The sequence below is a fragment of the Enterobacter sp. V87_3 genome (genome assembly GCF_029967835.1).
In the GTDB taxonomy this organism is placed as follows: domain Bacteria; phylum Pseudomonadota; class Gammaproteobacteria; order Enterobacterales; family Enterobacteriaceae; genus Enterobacter; species Enterobacter cancerogenus.
In genome coordinates this window covers 1-22,602 of sequence record NZ_JASCAM010000002.1, presented here as the reverse complement: position 1 = coordinate 22,602, position 22,602 = coordinate 1, and the positions used below count along the sequence as shown (strand labels likewise).

The 22,602-nt window shown below is 54.6% G+C and carries 20 protein-coding genes and 1 riboswitch; of the genes, 10 read left to right on the top strand and 10 right to left on the bottom strand.

The features are described 5' to 3' along the window. Nucleotides 1–20: 20 nt before the first annotated feature. Nucleotides 21–794 (bottom strand): NAD(+) diphosphatase, encoded by a 774-nt coding sequence (gene nudC, locus QLG21_RS00275; RefSeq protein ID WP_006176762.1) that lies wholly within the window; start codon nt 792–794, stop codon nt 21–23. Between the two features lie 95 nt (nt 795–889). Here nudC and rsd point away from each other — a divergent pair, with 95 nt between their 5' ends. From rsd to QLG21_RS00225, 10 genes are all read left to right on the top strand, one after another. Further along, nucleotides 890–1,387 (top strand): sigma D regulator, encoded by a 498-nt coding sequence (rsd, locus tag QLG21_RS00270; RefSeq protein ID WP_088209511.1) that lies wholly within the window; start codon nt 890–892, stop codon nt 1,385–1,387. 52 nt (nt 1,388–1,439) lie between these two features. Then, nucleotides 1,440–1,553: riboswitch (TPP riboswitch) on the top strand. 79 nt (nt 1,554–1,632) lie between these two features. Then, nucleotides 1,633–3,528, top strand: coding sequence for a phosphomethylpyrimidine synthase ThiC (thiC, locus tag QLG21_RS00265; protein ID WP_058610863.1), 1,896 nt, complete (start codon nt 1,633–1,635; stop codon nt 3,526–3,528). Then, a complete protein-coding gene (gene thiE, locus QLG21_RS00260; protein WP_282483642.1) occupies nt 3,528–4,163 on the top strand; it encodes a thiamine phosphate synthase in 636 nt (211 codons plus the stop codon). Before thiC ends, thiE begins: the two co-directional genes overlap by 1 nt. Next, nucleotides 4,156–4,911 (top strand): HesA/MoeB/ThiF family protein, encoded by a 756-nt coding sequence (locus QLG21_RS00255; protein WP_153689104.1) that lies wholly within the window; start codon nt 4,156–4,158, stop codon nt 4,909–4,911. The genes thiE and QLG21_RS00255 overlap by 8 nt, the downstream gene beginning before the upstream one ends. Further along, nucleotides 4,895–5,095, top strand: a complete 201-nt coding sequence (thiS, locus tag QLG21_RS00250; protein WP_282483641.1) for a sulfur carrier protein ThiS — start codon at nt 4,895–4,897, stop codon at nt 5,093–5,095. Before QLG21_RS00255 ends, thiS begins: the two co-directional genes overlap by 17 nt. A gap of 1 nt (nt 5,096) precedes the next feature. Further along, nucleotides 5,097–5,864, top strand: a complete 768-nt coding sequence (gene thiG, locus QLG21_RS00245; RefSeq protein WP_006176756.1) for a thiazole synthase — start codon at nt 5,097–5,099, stop codon at nt 5,862–5,864. Further along, nucleotides 5,864–6,997, top strand: coding sequence for a 2-iminoacetate synthase ThiH (thiH, locus tag QLG21_RS00240; RefSeq protein WP_282483644.1), 1,134 nt, complete (start codon nt 5,864–5,866; stop codon nt 6,995–6,997). Before thiG ends, thiH begins: the two co-directional genes overlap by 1 nt. 326 nt (nt 6,998–7,323) lie before the next feature. Beyond that, nucleotides 7,324–8,865 (top strand): sensor domain-containing diguanylate cyclase, encoded by a 1,542-nt coding sequence (locus QLG21_RS00235; protein ID WP_282483640.1) that lies wholly within the window; start codon nt 7,324–7,326, stop codon nt 8,863–8,865. Nucleotides 8,866–9,045: 180 nt separating this feature from the next. Next, nucleotides 9,046–9,354, top strand: a complete 309-nt coding sequence (locus tag QLG21_RS00230) for a PTS sugar transporter subunit IIB (protein WP_137903475.1) — start codon at nt 9,046–9,048, stop codon at nt 9,352–9,354. Beyond that, nucleotides 9,354–9,671 (top strand): PTS lactose/cellobiose transporter subunit IIA, encoded by a 318-nt coding sequence (locus tag QLG21_RS00225; RefSeq protein ID WP_008503455.1) that lies wholly within the window; start codon nt 9,354–9,356, stop codon nt 9,669–9,671. The genes QLG21_RS00230 and QLG21_RS00225 overlap by 1 nt, the downstream gene beginning before the upstream one ends. A gap of 115 nt (nt 9,672–9,786) precedes the next feature. Here QLG21_RS00225 and rpoC read toward each other — a convergent pair whose 3' ends face one another. From rpoC to QLG21_RS00180, 9 genes are all read right to left on the bottom strand, one after another. Then, nucleotides 9,787–14,010: a DNA-directed RNA polymerase subunit beta' gene (gene rpoC, locus QLG21_RS00220; protein WP_282483639.1), complete on the bottom strand. Its 4,224-nt coding sequence runs from the start codon at nt 14,008–14,010 to the stop codon at nt 9,787–9,789. Nucleotides 14,011–14,086: 76 nt separating this feature from the next. Beyond that, the gene (gene rpoB, locus QLG21_RS00215) at nt 14,087–18,115 is read right to left on the bottom strand and encodes a DNA-directed RNA polymerase subunit beta (RefSeq protein WP_137903473.1); all 4,029 of its coding nucleotides are present in this window, start codon (nt 18,113–18,115) and stop codon (nt 14,087–14,089) included. Nucleotides 18,116–18,434: 319 nt separating this feature from the next. Continuing rightward, complete coding sequence (gene rplL, locus QLG21_RS00210; protein WP_006176746.1) at nt 18,435–18,800, bottom strand: 50S ribosomal protein L7/L12; 366 nt, start codon at nt 18,798–18,800, stop codon at nt 18,435–18,437. Between the two features lie 66 nt (nt 18,801–18,866). Continuing rightward, on the bottom strand, nt 18,867–19,364 hold the full coding sequence (gene rplJ / locus QLG21_RS00205; protein ID WP_001207203.1) for a 50S ribosomal protein L10: 498 nt from the start codon (nt 19,362–19,364) through the stop codon (nt 18,867–18,869). Between the two features lie 292 nt (nt 19,365–19,656). Beyond that, nucleotides 19,657–20,361 carry a 50S ribosomal protein L1 gene (gene rplA / locus QLG21_RS00200; protein ID WP_006176745.1) on the bottom strand — a complete coding sequence of 235 codons (705 nt, stop codon included), beginning with the start codon at nt 20,359–20,361 and terminating at the stop codon, nt 19,657–19,659. Nucleotides 20,362–20,364: 3 nt separating this feature from the next. Next, nucleotides 20,365–20,793 carry a 50S ribosomal protein L11 gene (rplK, locus tag QLG21_RS00195; RefSeq protein WP_004097640.1) on the bottom strand — a complete coding sequence of 143 codons (429 nt, stop codon included), beginning with the start codon at nt 20,791–20,793 and terminating at the stop codon, nt 20,365–20,367. A gap of 155 nt (nt 20,794–20,948) precedes the next feature. Beyond that, nucleotides 20,949–21,494 (bottom strand): transcription termination/antitermination protein NusG, encoded by a 546-nt coding sequence (gene nusG / locus QLG21_RS00190; protein WP_002438628.1) that lies wholly within the window; start codon nt 21,492–21,494, stop codon nt 20,949–20,951. A gap of 1 nt (nt 21,495) precedes the next feature. Next, a complete protein-coding gene (gene secE / locus QLG21_RS00185; protein WP_003033128.1) occupies nt 21,496–21,879 on the bottom strand; it encodes a preprotein translocase subunit SecE in 384 nt (127 codons plus the stop codon). A gap of 229 nt (nt 21,880–22,108) precedes the next feature. After that, nucleotides 22,109–22,602, bottom strand: a 494-nt coding sequence (locus QLG21_RS00180) for an EF-Tu/IF-2/RF-3 family GTPase (RefSeq protein ID WP_282483638.1), incomplete at its 5' end; no start/stop codon positions are given.

The window sequence follows — 22,602 nt, the reverse complement described above, 5'->3', positions numbered from 1 at the left end:
GTCATGGCCTCAGTGTAACACTACTCATACTCGGCCCGACACATTGCCACGGTATCTTCTATCAGCCGACGCGCCACCGTCCCCGGCGGAGGTAACAGCGGTAAATCGTCATAGCGATACCAGTTCGCCTCCAGCAGCTCTTTTTGGTCGATAACGATCTCGCCGCTATCGTAATCCGCCATAAACGCCGTCATTAAAGACATCGGGAAGGGCCACGGCTGAGACGTCACATAGCGCAGGTTTTTCACCCTGATACTGCTCTCCTCCATGACTTCACGCGCGACCGCCTGCTCCAGCGTTTCGCCAACTTCGACGAACCCGGCCAGCACGGTATGAATGCCGTTACGATGGCGGGTATGCTGCGCCAGCAGGATGGAATCCTCGCGACGAATGGCCACAATGATGCACGGCGCAATTTGCGGGTAGTAACGTTCGCGGCAGTGGCTACAGAGCATCGCCGACTCGGTTTTGCTCGGGTGCATGGTATGGCCGCAGTAGCCGCAGAATTTATGCGAGCGGTAAAACTCCGCCAGCTGCACGCCGCGGCCCGCCAGCTGGAACAGGCCAGCGTCAAGATCGAGCACCTGACGAACCGATCCCATATCGTGGCGACGAGATTGCTGGATCAACCACACCGGATCGCCCTGCCATTCGCCGATCCTCAGCGCGGGCAAGCCGACAAGATCGAAGGTTTCCGCCGCTCCGTAAGGCAGTGTCCCGGCGGGCAACCATAACTTTTGTTCGTGACTGACGATCCACCAACCCAGATCTGATTTTTCAATAATACGATCCATATCTATTGCACTACCTTCGCTTCACTGACATGTTGTTAGCATTGTGGTTACATTTTGGATAAGCAGATTCAATTCTAAACCTTGTGGAGTCGAACATGTTGAACCAGCTAGAAAGCCTGACTGAGCGCGTTGGAGGAAGTAACAACCTGGTGGATCGCTGGCTACATGACCGCAAGCATCTCCTCGTGGCGTATTACAATCTGGTCGGTATTAAGCCTGGCAAAGAATCCTTCATGCGGCTGAATGAAAAAGCGCTGGACGATTTTTGTCAAAGCCTGGTCGACTACCTTTCCGACGGGCATTTCAATATTTATGAACGCATTGTCCGCGAAATGGAAGGCACAAATCCCTATTTAGCCGCCAGCAAACTCTGTTCGCTGCTGGAAGCCAACACCCAGCGGATCATGGCGTACTACGACTCCACGCTCGAGAACGCGATCGATCACGATAATTATCTCGAGTTCCAGCAGGCGCTGTCCGATCTCGGTGAAGCGCTGGAGGAGCGATTCACGCTGGAAGATAAGCTGATCGTACTCGTGCTGGATAATGACCTGAAAGCCAGCAACGAAGATAACATCGCGCGGCCGGCTTGAGTTCTTAATCGTTAACGAGTAATTTACATCTATCGCCCCTCTTCGGAGGGGGTTTTTCTTGTCGGAGTGCCCAGCGTTTGGAAAAACGCGGGCTGAGACCGTTAATTCGGGATCCGCGGAACCTGATCAGGCTAATACCTGCGAAGGGAACAAGAGTCAAACTGCTGTTGTATCGCCTTTCGGGCGATCTCCTCTTGCTTCATCCGTCGTCTGACAAGCCATGTCCTTCACCTTTGGAATGAGCTATGTCTGCAACTAAACTGACCCGTCGCGAACAGCGCGAACACGCCCAACGCTTCATCGACACCCTGGAAGGCACCGCTTTCCCGAACTCAACACGCATTTACATCACTGGCTCCCAGGCTGATATTCGCGTCCCGATGCGCGAGATCCAGCTTAGCCCGACGCTTATCGGCGGCAGCAAAGAGACGCCGCAATTTGAAGACAACGAAGCCGTGCCGGTGTACGACACGTCCGGCCCGTACGGCGACCCGACCGTTGCGATCAACGTGCAGCAGGGTCTGGCGAAGCTGCGCCAGGCCTGGATTGATGCGCGTAACGACAGCGAAGAATTGCCCGTCCGCAGCTCGGCCTATACCAACGCGCGTCTGGCCGACGACGGTCTGGACGCGTTGCGTTTCACCGGGCTGCTGACGCCGAAGCGTGCTAAGCCAGGCAAATGCGTTACGCAGCTGCACTACGCGCGTCAGGGCATTGTCACCCCGGAGATGGAGTTTATCGCCATCCGTGAAAATATGGGGCGCGAGCGCATCCGCAGCGAGGTGTTACGCCACCAGCATCCGGGCGAAGGGTTCGGTGCTCGCCTGCCGGAAAACATCACGCCGGAATTCGTGCGTGACGAAGTGGCGGCGGGCCGGGCGATCATCCCTGCCAACATCAACCACCCGGAATCAGAGCCGATGATCATTGGCCGCAACTTCCTGGTGAAGGTTAACGCCAACATCGGTAACTCTGCCGTCACCTCGTCCATCGAAGAAGAGGTAGAGAAACTGGTCTGGTCTACGCGCTGGGGCGCGGACACGGTGATGGATCTCTCAACCGGCCGCTATATTCACGAAACCCGCGAGTGGATCCTGCGTAACAGCCCGGTGCCGATTGGCACAGTGCCCATCTATCAGGCGCTGGAGAAAGTGAACGGCATCGCGGAAAACCTCACCTGGGAAGCCTTCCGCGACACGCTGCTGGAGCAGGCCGAACAGGGCGTGGATTACTTCACCATCCACGCTGGCGTGCTGCTGCGCTACGTGCCGATGACCGCCAAACGCCTGACCGGCATCGTCTCGCGCGGCGGTTCAATCATGGCGAAGTGGTGCCTGTCCCACCATCAGGAAAACTTCCTCTATGAACACTTCCGCGAAATCTGCGAAATCTGCGCCGCCTATGACGTCTCGCTCTCGCTGGGCGACGGCCTGCGTCCGGGATCGATCCGCGATGCCAACGACGAAGCGCAGTTTGCCGAACTGCATACGCTGGGCGAACTGACCAAAATCGCCTGGGAGTATGACGTGCAGGTGATGATTGAAGGTCCGGGGCACGTGCCGATGCAGATGATCCGCCGCAACATGACCGAGGAGCTGGAGCACTGCCACGAAGCGCCGTTCTACACCCTAGGGCCGCTGACCACCGATATCGCACCGGGTTACGACCACTTCACCTCCGGTATTGGCGCGGCAATGATTGGCTGGTTCGGCTGCGCAATGCTGTGCTACGTCACGCCGAAAGAGCACCTTGGCTTGCCCAACAAAGAGGATGTGAAACAGGGGCTTATCACTTACAAAATTGCCGCGCACGCTGCAGACCTGGCGAAAGGCCACCCGGGGGCGCAGATCCGCGATAACGCGATGTCGAAGGCGCGCTTCGAATTCCGCTGGGAAGATCAGTTCAACCTCGCGCTCGACCCGTTCACAGCCCGCGCCTACCACGATGAAACCCTGCCCCAGGAGTCCGGCAAGGTGGCGCACTTCTGCTCCATGTGCGGCCCAAAATTCTGCTCAATGAAAATCAGCCAGGAAGTGCGGGACTACGCCGCCGCGCAGGCAATTGAAGTCGGGATGGCGGATATGTCAGAGAACTTCCGCGCCAGAGGCGGCGAAATTTACCTCAAAAAAGAGGAGGCATAATGTACCAGCCCGATTTCCCCTCCGTCCCCTTCCGGCTGGGGCTGTACCCGGTCGTGGACAGCGTCGAGTGGATTGCGCGCCTGCTGGAGGCCGGCGTGCGCACGATCCAGTTACGTATCAAAGATAAACGCGATGACGAGGTCGAGGCCGATGTGGTTGCCGCCATTGCGCTGGGGCGTCGTTACCAGGCCCGCCTGTTTATCAACGACTACTGGCAGCTGGCGGTGAAACACCAGGCCTACGGGGTTCATCTTGGTCAGGAAGATCTGGAAACCACCGATCTGAGCGCCATTCGTGACGCAGGGCTGCGCCTGGGCGTGTCGACGCATGACGATATGGAGATCGACGTGGCGCTGGCCGCCCGTCCCTCTTATATCGCCCTCGGCCACGTATTCCCGACGCAAACCAAGCAAATGCCTTCCGCGCCGCAGGGGCTGGTGCAGCTGGCAGACCACGTTAAACGCCTGGCAGAGTATCCGACGGTCGCCATCGGCGGGATTAGCCTTGAACGCGCGCCGTCCGTTCTGGAGACCGGCGTCGGCAGCATCGCCGTCGTCAGCGCCATCACCCAGGCCAATGACTGGCGTGATGCCACCGCACAGCTCTTACGGCTGGCAGGAGCAGGCGATGAATGATCGCGATTTTATGCGCTACAGCCGCCAGATCCTGCTGGAGGATATCGCCGTTGACGGGCAGCAAAAGCTGCTCGAAAGCCGGGTGCTGATCGTCGGTCTGGGTGGATTAGGCTCGCCTGCTGCGCTTTATCTGGCGGGCGCAGGCATCGGTACGCTGGTGCTGGCGGATGACGATGATATTCACATCAGCAATCTGCAGCGGCAGATCCTGTTTAATACGGCGGATGTGGGCCAGCCTAAGGCAGATATTGCCCGCCAGCGACTGCATCAGCTCAACCCTGATATCGAACTCATCGCGCTTCAGACGCGCCTTAGCGGTGACAGCCTGCGACGCGAGGTTGCGCTGGCTGACGTCGTGCTCGACTGCACTGACAATATGGCGACGCGCCAGGCGATTAACGCCGCCTGCGTCGCGCACAATACGCCGCTTATCACCGCCAGCGCCGTTGGCTTTGGCGGGCAGATGATGGTCCTGACGCCGCCGTGGGCGCAGGGCTGTTACCGCTGCCTGTGGCCGGACGACGCCGAGCCGGAGCGCAACTGCCGCACGGCAGGCATTACCGGCCCCGTGGTCGGGGTGATGGGAACGTTGCAGGCGCTGGAGGCGATCACGCTGCTCTGCGGCATGGAAACGCAGCGTAATACGCTGCGGCTGTTCGACGCCCGCGCTGGCGGCTGGCGTCAACTGGCTCTCCACCGCGCAGGCCAATGCCCGGTATGCGGAGGTCACAATGCGCATCCTGTTTAACGATGAGTCAATGCAGTGTGACGAGGGGCAGACCGTAGCCACACTGCTCGATAAGCTGCGTCAGCTCAGGCCGGGAACGGCGCTGGCGCTCAATCAACAGATCCTGCCGCGCGAGCAGTGGGAACATCAGCAGGTGAGCGAAGGCGACCAGATCCTGCTGTTTCAGGTTATCGCGGGAGGCTGAGATGTTACGTATTGCCGATAAAACCTTTGATTCCCATCTGTTTACCGGAACCGGGAAATTTGCCTCTCCGCAGCTGATGGTGGATGCCATCCGGGAAAGCGGTAGCCAGCTGGTGACGCTGGCGTTGAAACGCGTGGATCTGCGCCATCACAGCGACGCCATTCTGGCACCTTTGCTGGACGCAGGCGTAACGCTCTTACCTAATACTTCCGGCGCGAAAACGGCGGAGGAGGCCATCTTTGCCGCCCGGCTGGCGCGTGAAGCCCTGGGCACCCCCTGGCTGAAGCTGGAAATTCATCCGGACGCTCGCTGGCTGTTACCCGACCCCATCGAAACGCTAAAGGCGGCGGAAAAGCTGGTTCAGCAGGGCTTTACCGTCCTGCCCTACTGCGGAGCCGACCCCGTCCTGTGTAAACGTCTGGAAGAGGCTGGCTGCGCGGCCGTGATGCCGTTGGGAGCGCCTATCGGCTCCAATCAGGGGCTGGAAACCCGCGCGATGCTGGAGATCATCATTGAGCAGGCGACCGTCCCCGTTATCGTTGACGCCGGTATAGGCGTGCCGAGCCATGCCGCCCAGGCGCTGGAAATGGGGGCCGATGCGGTGCTGGTCAATACCGCCATCGCCGTGGCCGACGATCCGGTTACGATGGCCCGCGCCTTCCGCCTGGCGGTCGAAGCTGGCCTGCTGGCAAGACAGTCTGGCCCCGGTTCGCGCAGCGTTCTGGCGCAGGCCACCAGCCCGCTGACCGGTTTTCTGGAGGCGTTATGATGCCGACCTTTACCGATCGCTGGCGGCAGCTTAACTGGGATGATATTGCCCTGCGCATCAACAGCAAAACCGCGGCGGACGTCGAACGGGCATTAGCTGCCCGCCACCTGACCCGCGACGATATGATGGCCCTGCTCTCGCCAGCGGCCAGCGGTTATCTGGAACCGATGGCGCAGCGCGCACAGCGGCTCACCCGTCAGCGCTTTGGCAACACGGTGAGTTTTTACGTGCCGCTGTACCTCTCCAACCTGTGCGCCAATGACTGTACCTATTGTGGCTTCTCAATGAGCAACCGCATCAGGCGTAAAACGCTCGATGAGCATGAAATCGCCCGCGAATGCGCCGCCATACGGAAGATGGGTTTTGAGCACCTGCTGCTGGTCACCGGTGAGCATCAGAGCAAGGTCGGAATGGACTACTTTCGCCAGCATCTGCCCGCCATTCGCCGCGAGTTTGCGTCGCTGCAGATGGAGGTTCAGCCGCTGTCGCAGGAGGAGTATGCGGAGCTAAAAACCCTCGGTCTGGACGGCGTGATGGTTTATCAGGAAACCTATCACGAGGCGATGTATGCCCGGCATCACCTGAAAGGCAAGAAACAGGACTTTATCTTCCGGCTGGAGACGCCGGACAGGCTGGGACGCGCCGGGATCGATAAAATCGGCCTCGGGGCACTGATTGGGCTTTCCGACAGCTGGCGGGTGGATTGCTACATGGTGGCGGAACATCTGCTGTGGCTCCAGCAGCACTACTGGCAGAGCCGTTACTCCATCTCCTTTCCCCGGCTGCGCCCTTGCGCGGGCGGCATTGAGCCTGCGTCGATCATGGATGAACGCCAGCTGGTGCAAACCATCTGCGCGTTTCGCCTGCTCGCCCCGGAAGTGGAATTATCGCTCTCCACCCGGGAGGCCCCGGCGTTTCGCGACCGGGTGATACCGCTTGCGATAAACAACGTCAGCGCCTTTTCTAAAACGCAGCCGGGCGGCTATGCCGATGAACGCCCTGAACTGGAGCAGTTCGCCCCGCATGATGGCCGACGGCCGGAAGCGGTCGCAGCCGCCCTGACGGCTCAGGGGCTGCAGCCCGTCTGGAAAGACTGGGACAGCTGGCTGGGAAGAGCTTCGCAATTACGCTGAAACCCGGTGTAAACGCGAAGAAAGGTTACGAGGCGGCTCGAAAGATGATAACCGGGTGATTGTCGACCGATGCCCGGTTTTTTTATGCTTAGCGGGTCAGCAACGGATGCTGACCAGGGCGAAAGGCTTCTTCCTCGTTTCGCCCTGCCTCTCACCCAACGCAATCCACCGCGAAAATAAAAGGCATTTTCTTATTCACACTTAAGATAAATCATCTCCCCGCCCAGGCATTTCCTTATAATTGGCTGTCAGCATCCGGACAGCGACTATGCTGAGAGGATATCGATTTACGCAACGCGTTCACCATCGGGATTGATGTACAGCTCATGGCACTTCACAGCACTAAACTTTCGTTTACCCGGCCGATCATGCTCAGCTTTGCGGGGATCTTGTTCAGCTTCGTGCTGATTGCGCTCTTTATTACGCTGACACAGCGCAAGGATTTCCTCGATGAGTATCATAAGATCAATAGTAATTTCACCCACAATCTTGCGGTCAACTATACCGAATCCATCCTGCGCGAAAACGACCATATTCTGGGTACCGCCACGACCTTTTTCGCCCGCAATAACCGGCTGAATGAGACGCTAAGTACCCATCCTGAAGAGGGGCTGCAGGTACTGATGCACCTTCAGAACCTGATGCCGAGCGTATCGTCGATCTCACTTGCGGATACAGAGGGGCACTATCTGCGTGCGCCAGAAGTGCTGCCGACCGATAAAAGCAAAACGTTTGATGCACGTACCCGCCCGTGGTTTGTCGCCCAGGCCGAAGCCAGCTCCTTCAGCAATTACACGCATCCGTACAGGGACTACTTCACCGGCCATCCCACGGTCACCGTTTACAGGCCGGTCATTTCACCGGAAGGCCGTCTCAAAGGCACCCTGGCGTTTCATCTCGATCTGACCTCAATGGGTTACACCCTGCGCCAGATGGTTGCCCCTGTTCAGGGCGAGTTCTTCGTCGTTGAACGCGATGGCGCGGTGGTGCTTCACCCGGACACGGGCGCGCTCTTTAAGCGGTACGTCAGCGAAGCGCTGATGGATAAAATGACCAGCGGTGAAGGGCACATTTACGATCAAAAAAGTAATGCCTGGTACTACTATTACTCCTTTACCAACCCTGACTGGTTTGTGATCTACCGGGTATCTGACGCGACGCTTGCCGATATTACCCGCCACGAGACAGCGCTCATCAGCTGGGGTTTCGCGCTGGCCGCCATTATCATCGTGCTGTTCGGGCTCTATCTGCGCCATGCTTCCCGCACCGTTCTGATGAATATTATCAACGCCATTAAAACCGGCGACGTGAGCCAGGCGCCTCGCCTTGAATCCATGCTCAGCCACACCATTCAGTCAAACAAAGAACGCGAGCTGGCCTACGTCCGCCAGGCCACCCACGATGCGCTGACGGGCTGTAAGAATCGCCGCGCTTTCGATAACGATATGGCAGAGCTGATGAATAACCATCAGCCTTTCGCGCTGGCGCTGGTGGATATCGATAATTTCAAATCGATCAACGACACCTGGGGCCATCTGAGCGGCGATATCGTTCTGCGCAACGTCGCACGTGAAGGCCTGCAGGTGATGCAGCCGCATAGCGTTTCCGTTTATCGCTACGGCGGAGAAGAGTTTGCGGTGATCTTCAAGGCCGAACGGTCCGAAGACTCCCGGCAGTTACTGGAGGCGTGGCGTAGCGCCGTTGAACAGCGAGAGTGGCGGGAAGATAACCTCCATGTCACCTTCAGCGCCGGGCTGGGTGAGTGGCAGTTCGAACCGCTGGAACAGTTTGTTGGCCGCGTCGATGCCGCCCTGTATCAGGCCAAACAGCAGGGCAAAAACCGCATTTTGCTTACCTCAGACAGCTAATCCCCGCCTCCCCAATTCGCCCGTTTCGGCGGGCAGAATTGTCGTTCATGTAAAATTGTAACCGGTTTCATAAAAATACCGATTTCTTTGTGATGCCAGACACACAATCGCGGTAAAGCGGTTGTTGAAGCCCACTGCACGGGATAATTATCAATAAACACATGTAGATCGAGGCTGACTATGAAGAACATCGTTTTATGCTGTGCAGCGGGAATGTCAACCAGCATGCTGGTTCAACGTATGAAAGATGCCGCAGTGAAAAAAGGGGTTGAAGTAACCATTAAAGCCGTTCCGGTCGCGGAATTTAAGGACAATATCGCAACGGCTGACATCGTATTACTGGGGCCACAGGTGAAATACGAGCAGGCAAAACTTCAGGCGCAGGCCGACCCGCTGGGTAAAAAGGTCGCGGTTATCGACATGATGGATTACGGCATGATGAAAGGCGATGTCGTGCTGGAAAAAGCGCTCAAGCTGCTGGAGTCATAATGGAAGACTTAGAAACAACGATCATGGAACTGCTGGTCAACGCAGGCGCGGCGCGTAGCGCTGCCCTGACCGCATTACAGATGGCACGCAAAGGTGAATTTGACGAAGCCGAAAAAGCAATGGAAGAGTCGCGCGAATACGTTAAGCACGCGCACACCATCCAGACCCAGCTCATTGGCCTTGATGAAGGCACCGGAAAACTGCCGGTTAACCTGATCACCGTCCACTCTCAGGACCACCTGATGAATGCGATGGTCATTCAGGATCTGGCGGGCGATATGATTGAGCTTTATCGACGCATCCCGTTGGTAAACTAAGAACCTACAGATGTAAAAAAACCCGCCGAGGCGGGTTTTTTATTGTCGGGTAACGCTACGCTTACCCGACCTCCGTGGTACATGCCCGGTAATGTTCGCCGCCGGGCATCAACGATTACTCGTTGTCAGAACCACCCAGACCTGCGTTCAGCAGTTCTGCCAGGCTCGCGGATGCATCTTCTGCAGTAACCTGCGGTGCAGCTGGCAGTTCGCCTGCCGCACGACGACGCATACGATCCTGGTGGTACGCATAACCGGTACCGGCCGGGATCAGACGACCCACGATAACGTTCTCTTTAAGACCGCGCAGTTCATCACGTTTACCTGCAACAGCCGCTTCGGTCAGGACACGCGTGGTTTCCTGGAACGATGCTGCAGAGATGAAGGACTCGGTTGCCAGAGACGCTTTGGTGATACCCAGCAGATCGCGTGCGTAGGTCGCACCGATTTTGCCGTTCGCTTCCAGATCGCGGTTAGCGATCTTCACGCGAGAGTATTCAACCTGCTCGCCTTCCAGGAAGTCGGAGCTGCCCGCATTTTCGATGGTTGCTTTACGCAGCATCTGACGAACGATAACTTCGATGTGCTTATCGTTAATCTTAACGCCTTGCAGACGGTAAACGTCCTGTACTTCGTTGGTGATGTAACGCGTTACCGCGTGTACGCCACGAAGACGCAGAATGTCGTGCGGTGCTTCTGGACCATCGGAAACAACATCACCACGTTCTACACGTTCACCTTCGAACACGTTGAGCTGACGCCATTTTGGAATCATCTCTTCGTACGGTTCGCTGCCATCTACCGGGGTGATAACCAGACGACGTTTCCCTTTGGTCTCTTTACCGAAGGAAATGATACCGCTGATTTCAGCCAGGATTGCCGGCTCTTTCGGACGACGTGCTTCGAACAGATCCGCAACGCGTGGCAGACCACCGGTGATGTCCTTGGTACCGCTGGATTCCTGTGGAATACGCGCCAGAGCATCACCCGCACCGATCTGAATACCATCTTCCAGCTGAACGATCGCTTTACCCGGCAGGAAGTACTGCGCAGGCATATCGGTACCTGGGATCAGAACGTCGTTACCCTGAGCATCAACGATTTTCAGTGCAGGACGCAGATCTTTACCACCGGCAGTACGCTCAGCAGAATCCAGAACTACCAGAGAAGACAGACCGGTCAGCTCGTCGGTCTGACGAGTAATGGTCTGGCCGTCGATCATGTCAGTGAAGCGGATGAAACCACTTACTTCGGTGATAACCGGCATGGTGTGTGGATCCCAGTTTGCAACGGTTTCACCGCCGGCAACCTGCTCGCCATCACCTTTCGCCATAACCGCACCGTAAGGCACTTTATAGCTCTCTTTGGTACGACCGAATTCGTCGATCAGCTTCAGCTCGGTGTTACGTGAGGTGACCACCAGCTTGCCTGCAGAGTTAACAACAGACTTCGCGTTGCTGAGCTTGATGCTACCTTTGTTTTTCACCTGGATGCTGGATTCAGCAGCCGCACGAGATGCCGCACCACCGATGTGGAACGTACGCATCGTCAGCTGTGTACCCGGCTCACCGATGGACTGTGCCGCGATAACGCCGATTGCTTCACCTTTGTTGATGATGTGGCCACGCGCCAGGTCACGACCATAGCAGTGTGCACATACACCAAAGTCGGTGTCACAGGATACAACGGAACGCACTTTCACGGAGTCAACAGAGTTCGCTTCCAGCAGGTCACACCAGTGCTCGTGCAGCAGCGTGTTGCGTGGAACCAGAATGTCTGCGGTACCCGGCTTCAGAATGTCTTCCGCGGTAACACGACCCAGTACGCGATCGCGCAGCGGCTCTTTAACATCACCACCCTCGATAACCGGGGTCATGGTGATACCTTCGAGGGTGCCACAATCGTCTTCAGTCACAACCAGATCCTGTGCAACGTCAACCAGACGACGCGTCAGATAACCGGAGTTCGCTGTTTTCAGTGCGGTATCCGCCAGACCTTTACGCGCACCGTGGGTGGAGATGAAGTACTGGAGTACGTTCAGACCTTCACGGAAGTTCGCGGTGATTGGCGTTTCGATGATGGAGCCATCTGGCTTCGCCATCAGACCACGCATACCTGCCAGCTGACGAATCTGTGCTGCAGAACCACGCGCACCGGAGTCGGCCATCATGTAGATGCTGTTGAAGGAAACCTGCTGCTCTTCGACGCCGTCACGGTTAATAACGGTCTCGGTTTGCAGGTTATCCATCATCGCTTTGGATACACGATCGTTCGCCGCTGCCCAGATATCGATAACTTTGTTATAGCGTTCGCCCGCGGTAACCAGACCAGACTGGAACTGCTCCTGGATCTCAGCAACTTCGGCTTCCGCTTCAGAGATGATCTCGTGTTTCTTCTCTGGGATGACCATATCATCGATACCAACAGAGGCACCTGAACGCGCTGCATAAGCAAAGCCGGTGTACATCGTCTGGTCAGCGAAGATGACGGTCGGCTTCAGACCCAAAATGCGGTAACAGGTGTTCAGCATTTTGGAGATCGCTTTCTTGCCCAGCGCCTGGTTGACGATGGAGAAAGGCAGACCTTTCGGTACGATCATCCACAGAATCGCACGGCCAACGGTCGTGTCTTTGATGCTGGTTTTCGCAGCGAACTCGCCGTTTTCATCTTTTTCATATTCGGTGATACGCACTTTAACGCGCGCATGCAGAGAGGCCAGGCCAGCGCGATAAATACGCTCAGCTTCTTTCGGGCCAGTCAGCACCATGCCTTCGCCTTTGGCGTTAACACAGTCACGGGTCATGTAGTACAGACCCAATACAACGTCCTGAGAAGGAACAATGATTGGCTCACCGTTCGCTGGAGACAGGATGTTGTTGGTAGACATCATCAGCGCACGCGCTTCCAGCTGGGCTTCCAGCGTCAGCGGTACGTGAACAGCCATCTGGTCACCATCGAAGTCGGCGTTATAGGCCGCACAAACCAGCGGGTGCAGCTGGATAGCTTTACCTTCGATCAGTACTGGCTCAAATGCCTGGATACCCAGACGGTGCAGGGTTGGTGCACGGTTCAGCAGTACCGGGTGTTCGCGGATTACTTCGTCCAGGATATCCCAAACGACAGCTTCTTCACGCTCAACCATTTTCTTAGCGGCTTTGATGGTGGTGGCGAGGCCACGCAGCTCCAGCTTGCCGTAGATGAACGGTTTGAACAGCTCCAGTGCCATTTTCTTCGGCAGACCGCACTGATGCAGACGCAGGTATGGACCTACGGTGATAACAGAACGACCGGAGTAGTCAACACGCTTACCGAGCAGGTTCTGACGGAAACGACCCTGCTTACCTTTGATCATGTCGGCCAAAGATTTCAGAGGACGTTTGTTAGAACCGGTGATCGCACGACCGCGACGACCGTTATCCAGCAGGGCATCGACCGCTTCCTGCAGCATACGTTTTTCGTTACGTACGATGATGTCAGGCGCAGCCAGATCCAGCAGGCGTTTCAGACGGTTGTTACGGTTAATAACGCGACGATACAGATCGTTCAGGTCAGACGTCGCGAAACGACCACCATCAAGCGGAACCAGTGGACGCAGATCTGGCGGCAGAACCGGCAGAACGGTCAGGATCATCCACTCTGGCTTGTTACCAGACTGAACGAACGCTTCCAGCAGTTTGATACGCTTGGTCAGCTTTTTACGCTTGGTTTCGGAGTTAGTTTCGTTCAGCTCTTCACGCAGCTGCTCGCACTCTTGCTCCAGATCCATGCTCTTCAGCAGGGCCTGAATAGCTTCCGCACCCATCTTCGCGTCGAATTCGTCACCGAACTCTTCCAGCGCGTCCAGATACTGTTCTTCGGTCAGAATCTGGTGACGTTCCAGGTTCGTCATCCCGCCTTCGATAACCACATAAGATTCGAAGTACAGAACACGTTCGATATCGCGCAGCGGCATATCCAGCAGCAGACCGATACGGGACGGCAGAGATTTCAGGAACCAGATGTGCGCCGTTGGAGACGCCAGCTCGATGTGGCCCATGCGTTCACGACGCACTTTGGTCTGGGTCACTTCAACGCCGCACTTCTCACAGATCACACCACGGTGTTTCAGGCGCTTGTACTTACCGCACAGGCACTCGTAGTCTTTTACTGGCCCGAAAATACGCGCACAGAAAAGGCCGTCACGCTCAGGCTTGAACGTACGGTAGTTGATGGTTTCCGGCTTTTTGACTTCACCGAAAGACCATGAACGGATCATGTCTGGCGAAGCCAGAGCAATTTTGATCGCATCAAACTCTTCGGTTTTAGTCTGCGCTTTCAGAAACTTTAATAAATCTTTCACGGATTTGCTCCCGTCGGAGTTAGCACAATCTGGTGTCGGGGATTAACCCGACACCAGTGACCTGTTTGAGCGAGAATTACTCGTCTTCCAGTTCGATGTTGATACCCAGCGAACGAATCTCTTTCAACAGTACGTTGAAGGATTCTGGCATGCCCGGCTCCATCTGATGGTTGCCGTCCACGATGTTTTTATACATCTTGGTACGACCGTTCACGTCATCAGACTTAACGGTAAGCATTTCCTGCAGGGTGTATGCTGCGCCGTATGCTTCCAGCGCCCACACTTCCATCTCACCAAAGCGCTGACCACCGAACTGTGCCTTACCACCCAGCGGCTGCTGAGTAACCAGGCTGTAAGAACCGGTGGAACGAGCGTGCATCTTGTCATCGACCAGGTGGTTCAGTTTCAGCATGTACATGTAACCGACGGTTACCTGACGCTCAAACTGTTCACCGGTACGACCATCAAACAGCGTAATCTGACCGGAAGACGGCAGACCACCCAGTTGCAGCAGCTCTTTGATTTCAGATTCTTTCGCACCGTCGAAGACTGGCGTTGCGATTGGCATACCTTTTTTCAGGTTCTCGGCCAGACGCAGCACTTCGTCATCGCTGAAGGTATTCAGGTCGACTTTCTGGCGAACGTCGGTACCCAGATCGTAGGCACGCTGGATGAATTCGCGCAGTTTTGCGACTTCTTCCTGCTGCTTCAGCATGGCGTTGATCTTATCGCCGATACCTTTCGCAGCCATACCCAGGTGGGTTTCCAGAATCTGACCGATGTTCATACGAGACGGTACGCCCAGTGGGTTCAGTACGATATCTACCGGCGTACCGTTAGCATCGTGCGGCATATCTTCGATCGGGTTGATCTTAGAAATAACACCCTTGTTACCGTGACGACCTGCCATCTTATCACCAGGCTGGATCTGACGTTTAACGGCCAGATACACCTTAACAATCTTCAGCACGCCTGGTGCCAGATCGTCGCCCTGAGTGATTTTACGGCGTTTCGCTTCGAGTTTTTTCTCGAACTCGTGTTTCAGTTCGTCATACTGCTCAGCCAGCTGTTCCAGCTGATTCTGTTTCTCTTCGTCGGTCAGGCCCAGTTCCAGCCAGCGATCGCGTGGCAGTTTGTCGAGCTTCTCAGCTTCGATGCCACCGGCAACGAGTACCGCATAGATACGGCTGAACAGACCTGCTTCGAGGATCTGCAGTTCTTCAGACAGGTCTTTTTTCGCCTGCTTGAGCTGCATCTCTTCGATTTCCAGCGCACGTTTATCTTTTTCAACGCCATCACGAGTGAAGACCTGAACGTCGATAACCGTACCGGATACACCGTTTGGTACGCGCAAAGAAGAGTCTTTAACGTCAGACGCTTTCTCACCGAAGATTGCACGCAGCAGTTTTTCTTCTGGCGTCAGCTGGGTTTCACCTTTTGGCGTAACCTTACCAACCAGAATGTCGCCGCCGGTCACTTCCGCACCGATGTAAACAATACCGGATTCATCCAGCTTGGAGAGCGCAGCTTCACCCACGTTAGGGATGTCAGCGGTGATCTCTTCTGGCCCCAGCTTGGTGTCACGGGACACACACGCCAGTTCCTGAATGTGGATGGTGGTGAAACGATCTTCCTGAACCACACGCTCGGAGACGAGGATGGAGTCTTCGAAGTTGTAACCGTTCCACGGCATGAACGCTACACGCATGTTCTGACCGAGCGCCAGTTCACCGAGGTCGGTGGACGGACCGTCTGCCAGCACGTCGCCGCGCTCAACTGGCTCACCCAGAGACACGCATGGCATCTGGTTGATACAGGTGTTCTGGTTAGAACGGGTGTATTTGGTCAGGTTATAAATGTCGATACCTGCTTCGCCCGGGTACATCTCGTCTTCGTTAACTTTAATAACGATACGGGAAGCATCCACGTACTGAACGGTACCGCCACGTTTAGCAACCGCAGTTACACCGGAGTCAACGGCAACAGCACGTTCCATACCGGTACCAACCAGCGGCTTATCAGCGCGCAGCGTTGGAACGGCCTGACGTTGCATGTTCGCACCCATCAATGCACGGTTGGCGTCATCGTGTTCCAGGAACGGGATCAGGGACGCACCGACGGAGACCACCTGCTGGGTGGAAACGTCCATGTAGTCAACCTGGTCACGGCTGAACAGGCTGGATTCGCCTTTGCTACGACAGGTAACGAGATCTTCTACAAAGTGGCCTTCGTCATCCAGGTTGGAGTTCGCCTGAGCGATAACGTAGTTGCCTTCTTCGATAGCAGACAGGTAATGAATTTCGTCGGTTACAACACCGTCAGTCACTTTACGGTACGGAGTCTCGAGGAAACCGTATTCGTTAGTCTGTGCGTACACGGACAGGGAGTTGATGAGACCGATGTTTGGACCTTCAGGCGTTTCGATTGGACATACGCGACCGTAGTGCGTCGGGTGTACGTCTCGAACTTCGAAGCCTGCACGTTCACGGGTCAGACCGCCTGGGCCGAGTGCAGAGATACGACGCTTGTGCGTAATCTCAGACAGCGGGTTGTTCTGGTCCATAAACTGAGACAGCTGGCTGGAACCGAAGAACTCTTTCACGGCTGCAGAAATCGGCTTGGCGTTGATCATATCCTGAGGCATCAGGGTATCCAGATCGCCCAGAGACAGACGCTCTTTCACCGCACGCTCTACACGTACCAGGCCAACGCGGAACTGGTTTTCCGCCATTTCGCCTACGGAACGGATACGACGGTTGCCGAGGTGGTCGATATCATCCACTTCGCCTTTGCCGTTACGGATATCGATGAGCTTCTTCATCACTTCGATGATGTCGTCTTTGCTCAGGATTCCGGAACCTTCGATTTCTTCACGCAGCAGAGAACGGTTGAACTTCATACGACCTACCGCAGACAGATCGTAGCGGTCTTCGGAGAAGAACAGGTTCTCAAACAGGCTTTCAGCTGCTTCACGAGTTGGTGGCTCACCAGGGCGCATCATGCGGTAGATTTCTACCAGCGCGCTCAGACGATCGGTCGTTGGGTCGACGCGAATGGTCTCAGAGATATACGCACCGTGGTCCAGATCGTTGGTGAACAGCGTTTCGATACGTTTGTGACCAGACTGGCTCAGCTTAGCCAGCAGATCCAGGCTCAGCTCCATGTTAGCCGGGCAGATCAGCTCGCCAGTTGACTCGTCAACGTAATCTTTCGCGGATACTTTTCCTGCAATGTATTCAACCGGTACTTCGATGAGTTTGATATCATCTTTTTCCAGCTGACGAATATGGCGCGCAGTAATACGGCGACCTTTTTCCACATACACTTTGCCGTCGGCTTCGATGTCGAACGACGCGGTCTCACCACGCAGACGTTCCGGCACCAGCTCCATCTGCAGCTTGTTGTCGCGGATTTCAAAGATCACTTTCTCGAAGAACAGGTCCAGGATCTGTTCAGTCGTATATTGCAGCGCACGCAGGATGATGGTTGCAGGCAGTTTACGACGACGGTCGATACGGACAAACAGGTTGTCTTTCGGATCGAACTCAAAGTCCAGCCATGAACCACGGTAAGGGATGATGCGTGCGTTATACAGTACTTTACCGGAAGAGTGTGTTTTACCTTTATCGCTGTCGAAGAAAACGCCCGGGCTACGATGCAGCTGGGAAACGATAACACGCTCAGTACCGTTGATAACGAAAGTACCGTTGTCCGTCATGAGTGGAATTTCACCCATGTAGACTTCTTGTTCTTTAATGTCTTTTACGGTGCCTTCCGGCGCTTCGCGCTCGTAGATCACCAGACGCAGTTTTACGCGCAGCGGTGCGGAATAGGTCACGCCACGGATCTGACATTCCTGAACGTCAAACACCGGTTCGCCAAGGCGATAGCTGACGTACTGCAGCTCGGAATTACCGCTGTAGCTCTGAATTGGGAACACGGAGCGGAAGGCTGCTTCCAGGCCGTACTGCCCTTCAGGATCTTGCTCGATAAACTTCTGGAACGAGTCAAGCTGGATAGAAAGGAGATAAGGTATGTCCAGAACTTGTGGACGTTTACCAAAATCCTTACGAATACGTTTTTTCTCGGTATAGGAGTAAACCATAGGGTTCCTCAGCTCGCTGACAAGTCGACGCATCTGTCCGACGAAGGGACAGTTTGTGCAACACCATTTTGTGGACCGGAAAATTGAATACTTTCCGCAATACCTGTTGCTATCACGCTTAAATCATTTCGTCGCGATTTACACAGAGCGAGCACCCTGTCGCAATATATTAAGTCGTCGATAGAAACATGCATTGTCAGGACAACCAGCAGTCAAACAGTGTGAAATGCTGCTGATGCCTTACAGCGCAAAAAGGCTGGTGACTAAAAAGTCACCAGCCATCAGCCTAATGACTTAGGCTGCAACCAGAAAAGTTGGCTTATTTAACTTCAACTTCAGCGCCAGCTTCTTCCAGAGATTTTTTCAGTGCTTCTGCGTCATCTTTGCTCACGCCTTCTTTCAGCGCAGCTGGAGCAGATTCTACCAGGTCTTTAGCTTCTTTCAGACCCAGGCCAGTTGCGCCACGTACTGCTTTGATAACAGCAACTTTGTTAGCGCCTGCAGCTTTCAGAATTACGTCGAATTCAGTTTTTTCTTCAGCAGCTTCAGCCGGGCCAGCAGCTACAGCTACAGCAGCAGCAGCGGAAACACCGAATTTTTCTTCCATTGCAGAGATCAGTTCTACAACGTCCATTACGGACATAGCTGCAACTGCTTCAATGATTTGATCTTTAGTGATAGACATTTAAATTGTTCCTGAAAATCAGAATAAGTTTATACGTAAGCAAATGCTTTATAAAGATAACTGCTATTAAGCAGCTTCTTTCGCATCGCGAACAGCAGCCAGAGTGCGAACCAGTTTGCCAGCCGAAGCTTCTTTCATGGTTGCCATCAGGCGTGCAATTGCTTCTTCGTAGGTCGGCAGGGTTGCCAGGCGATCGATTTGCGATGCCGGGATCAACTCACCTTCAAAGGCTGCAGCTTTGACCTCAAATTTTGCATTCGCTTTCGCGAACTCTTTGAACAGACGAGCAGCAGCGCCCGGGTGTTCCATAGAGTATGCAATCAGGGTCGGACCAACAAACGTGTCTTTCAGGCACTCAAACTGAGTACCTTCAACGACGCGACGCAGCAGGGTGTTACGAACAACACGCATGTATACGCCAGCTTCACGACCTGCTTTACGCAGTTCAGTCATTTTGTCTACAGTAACGCCACGGGAATCCGCAACTACTGCAGACAGCGCGCCTTTGGCTACTTCGCTGACTTCAGCAACAATCGCTTGTTTGTCTTGAAGATTTAAAGCCATTAGCTTTGCTCCTGGATGTTTGCCGGAACTCATGTTCCGGAACTCACTTCACTCTCCCAAACGGAAAGAGCGTCTTAATACGGTGAGCAGAAACAAGCCAGAGTATTCAAAAAATAATCTTAGCGTTCTGTCACCGTCTACGCAGGGGATTAAGTTTCTTACGAAACACCTGCGGTCTTCGACGGAGGCCTGGATAGGCCAGGCTCCAACGAACAAATCTTTTTAGCCGCTAACTTTCGTTAGCAAACGTGGGGGTAAGATTGTAGACAAAATCACCGCCCACGTAAAGGCATTAGTTTGCAGCAGCGCTCAGGCCAGCCTGGTCAACTGCAACACCTGCACCCATGGTGGTGGAGATGCTAACTTTCTTGATGTACACGCCTTTCGCCTGAGTTGGTTTTGCTTTTTTCAGCGCAACCAGCAGAGATTCCAGGTTTTCTTTCAGTTTGTCAGCGTCAAAGTCCACTTTACCGATGGTGGTGTGGATGATGCCGTTTTTGTCGTTACGATAACGAACCTGACCTGCTTTAGCGTTCTTAACCGCTTCAGCAACGTTAGGGGTTACAGTACCAACTTTCGGGTTTGGCATCAGGCCGCGTGGACCCAGAACCTGGCCCAGCTGGCCAACAACGCGCATTGCATCTGGAGAAGCAATAACAACGTCAAAGTTCATTTCGCCTTTCTTGATCTGATCAGCCAGATCTTCCATACCTACCAGTTCAGCGCCGGCAGCTTTAGCAGCTTCAGCGTTTGCACCCTGAGCAAATACAGCTACGCGAACGGAACGGCCAGTACCGTGTGGCAGTACAGTTGCGCCACGAACGTTCTGATCGGATTTACGAGCGTCGATGCCCAGGTTAACGGCAACGTCAACGCTTTCAACGAACTTAGCGGTAGCCAGTTCTTTCAGCAGAGCGATAGCTTCGTTGATGTCGTACTGTTTGGTCGCATCAACTTTGTCACGGATCACGGACATGCGCTTGGTCAGTTTAGCCATTTCTTAGTCCTCCACTACCAGGCCCATGGAACGTGCAGTACCTTCAATGGAGCGAGTCATCGCTTCAATGTCGGAACCAGTCATGTCGGCAGCTTTAGTCTGCGCGATTTCCTGCAGCTGAGCGCGGGAAATTTTACCGACTTTGTCTTTGTTCGGCTTACCGGAACCAGACTTGATGCCCGCTGCTTTCTTCAGCAGAACTGCTGCTGGAGGGGTTTTGGTAACGAAAGTGAAAGAACGGTCAGCGTAAACAGTGATTACGACTGGGATTGGCAGACCTTTTTCCAGGGATTCGGTTTTGGCGTTGAACGCTTTACAGAATTCCATGATGTTCACACCTTGCTGACCCAGAGCTGGACCAACTGGTGGACTTGGGTTCGCCATACCAGCTGCAACCTGCAGCTTGACGTAGGCTTGTACTTTCTTAGCCATTCTAAAATCCTCTGATTGGGTAATAACGCCTCAAAAAGGCTCCCCGTGAATAAAAATCGTTTTACGGGCCAGGCCCATAAAAACAAAAGGCGCGAAATTGTATTCCAATCTCGCGCCCTGTGCAACGATTAAATCGCCGCTTTTTTGATCGCTGCTTAGGCTTTTTCTACCTGGGCAAAGTCCAGCTCTACCGGGGTCGCACGACCAAAGATAGACACAGAAACTTTCAGGCGGGACTTCTCGTAGTCGACTTCTTCAACCACGCCGTTAAAGTCAGCAAACGGACCATCACTAACACGAACCATCTCACCCGGTTCAAACAGCGTTTTAGGACGCGGCTTATCACCCACCTGCTGCAGGCGGTTCATAATCGCATCAACTTCTTTATCGCTGATTGGCGCCGGGCGGTCGGACGTGCCGCCGATAAAGCCCATCACGCGCGGTACGCTGCGCACCAGGTGCCAGCTCGCGTCGTTCATAACCATCTGAACCAGCACGTAACCCGGGAAGAATTTACGCTCGCTTTTGCGACGTTGGCCGCCACGGATCTCAACCACTTCTTCGGTTGGAACCATAACTTCGCCAAATAACTCTTCCATGTTGTGTAATTTGATATGCTCACGCAGCGACGTTGCTACGCGGCCTTCAAAACCGGAAAACGCCTGAACGACGTACCAGCGCTTTTTAGGGGCTTCAGACATCTCAGAACCTCAGGCCAGTGATAAAGGATACCAGGCGAACCAGAATACCATCCAGTCCCCACAGGATCAGTGACATTACAGCGGTAACCGCCGCTACAATCAGCGTGGTGTGCAATGTTTCCTGGCGAGTCGGCCAAATTACCTTGCGGACTTCAGTACGCGCTTCGCGAGCAAAAGCAACGGTCGCTTTGCCTTTCGTTGTCAACAGCGCGACACCACCCGCTGCAGCAATCAGAATTACCACTGCAAGCGCGCGGAGCGGCAGCATCATGTCACGATAAAGATAGTTGCCAACAATCGCTACGAGAAGCAGCACGGCAACAACTACCCATTTCATCGCTTCCAGGCCGCGCCCGCTTCCTTGAGCTTCGGTATTCGCACTCATAAACCAACCTGTCAGAAGTATTCTACAAACATTTTCACCCCGCGATCGCGAGGCAAACCAAATCGAAACGCATATTCGCTTTTCGGATTATACGCTCTCTGCAGAGCCTGTCTCAGCAATGATTATGACAAAAATAATCACTGATGAGCCAGGTTCTGATGTGAAAGCGTGCAAAAAGGGCATCAAATGATGCCCTTTTATTGCGCATTGCGTCAAATGTTATCAGCAATTAGCCGAGAACTTTAGCAACAACGCCCGCGCCAACGGTACGGCCGCCTTCACGGATTGCGAAACGCAGACCGTCGTCCATCGCGATTGGGTGGATCAGCGTCACAACCATCTTGATGTTGTCGCCTGGCATTACCATCTCTACGCCTTCTGGCAGTTCGATGGTACCGGTCACGTCAGTTGTACGGAAGTAGAACTGTGGACGGTAGCCTTTGAAGAACGGAGTATGACGGCCGCCTTCGTCTTTGGACAGAATGTACACTTCAGATTCGAACTTGGTGTGTGGCTTGATTGAGCCTGGCTTCGCCAGAACCTGACCACGTTCGATTTCTTCACGTTTGATACCACGCAGCAGAACACCAACGTTCTCACCAGCACGGCCTTCGTCCAGCAGTTTGCGGAACATTTCAACGCCAGTACAGGTAGACTTAACAGTCTCCTTGATACCAACGATTTCAACTTCTTCGCCAACTTTAACGATACCGCGCTCTACAC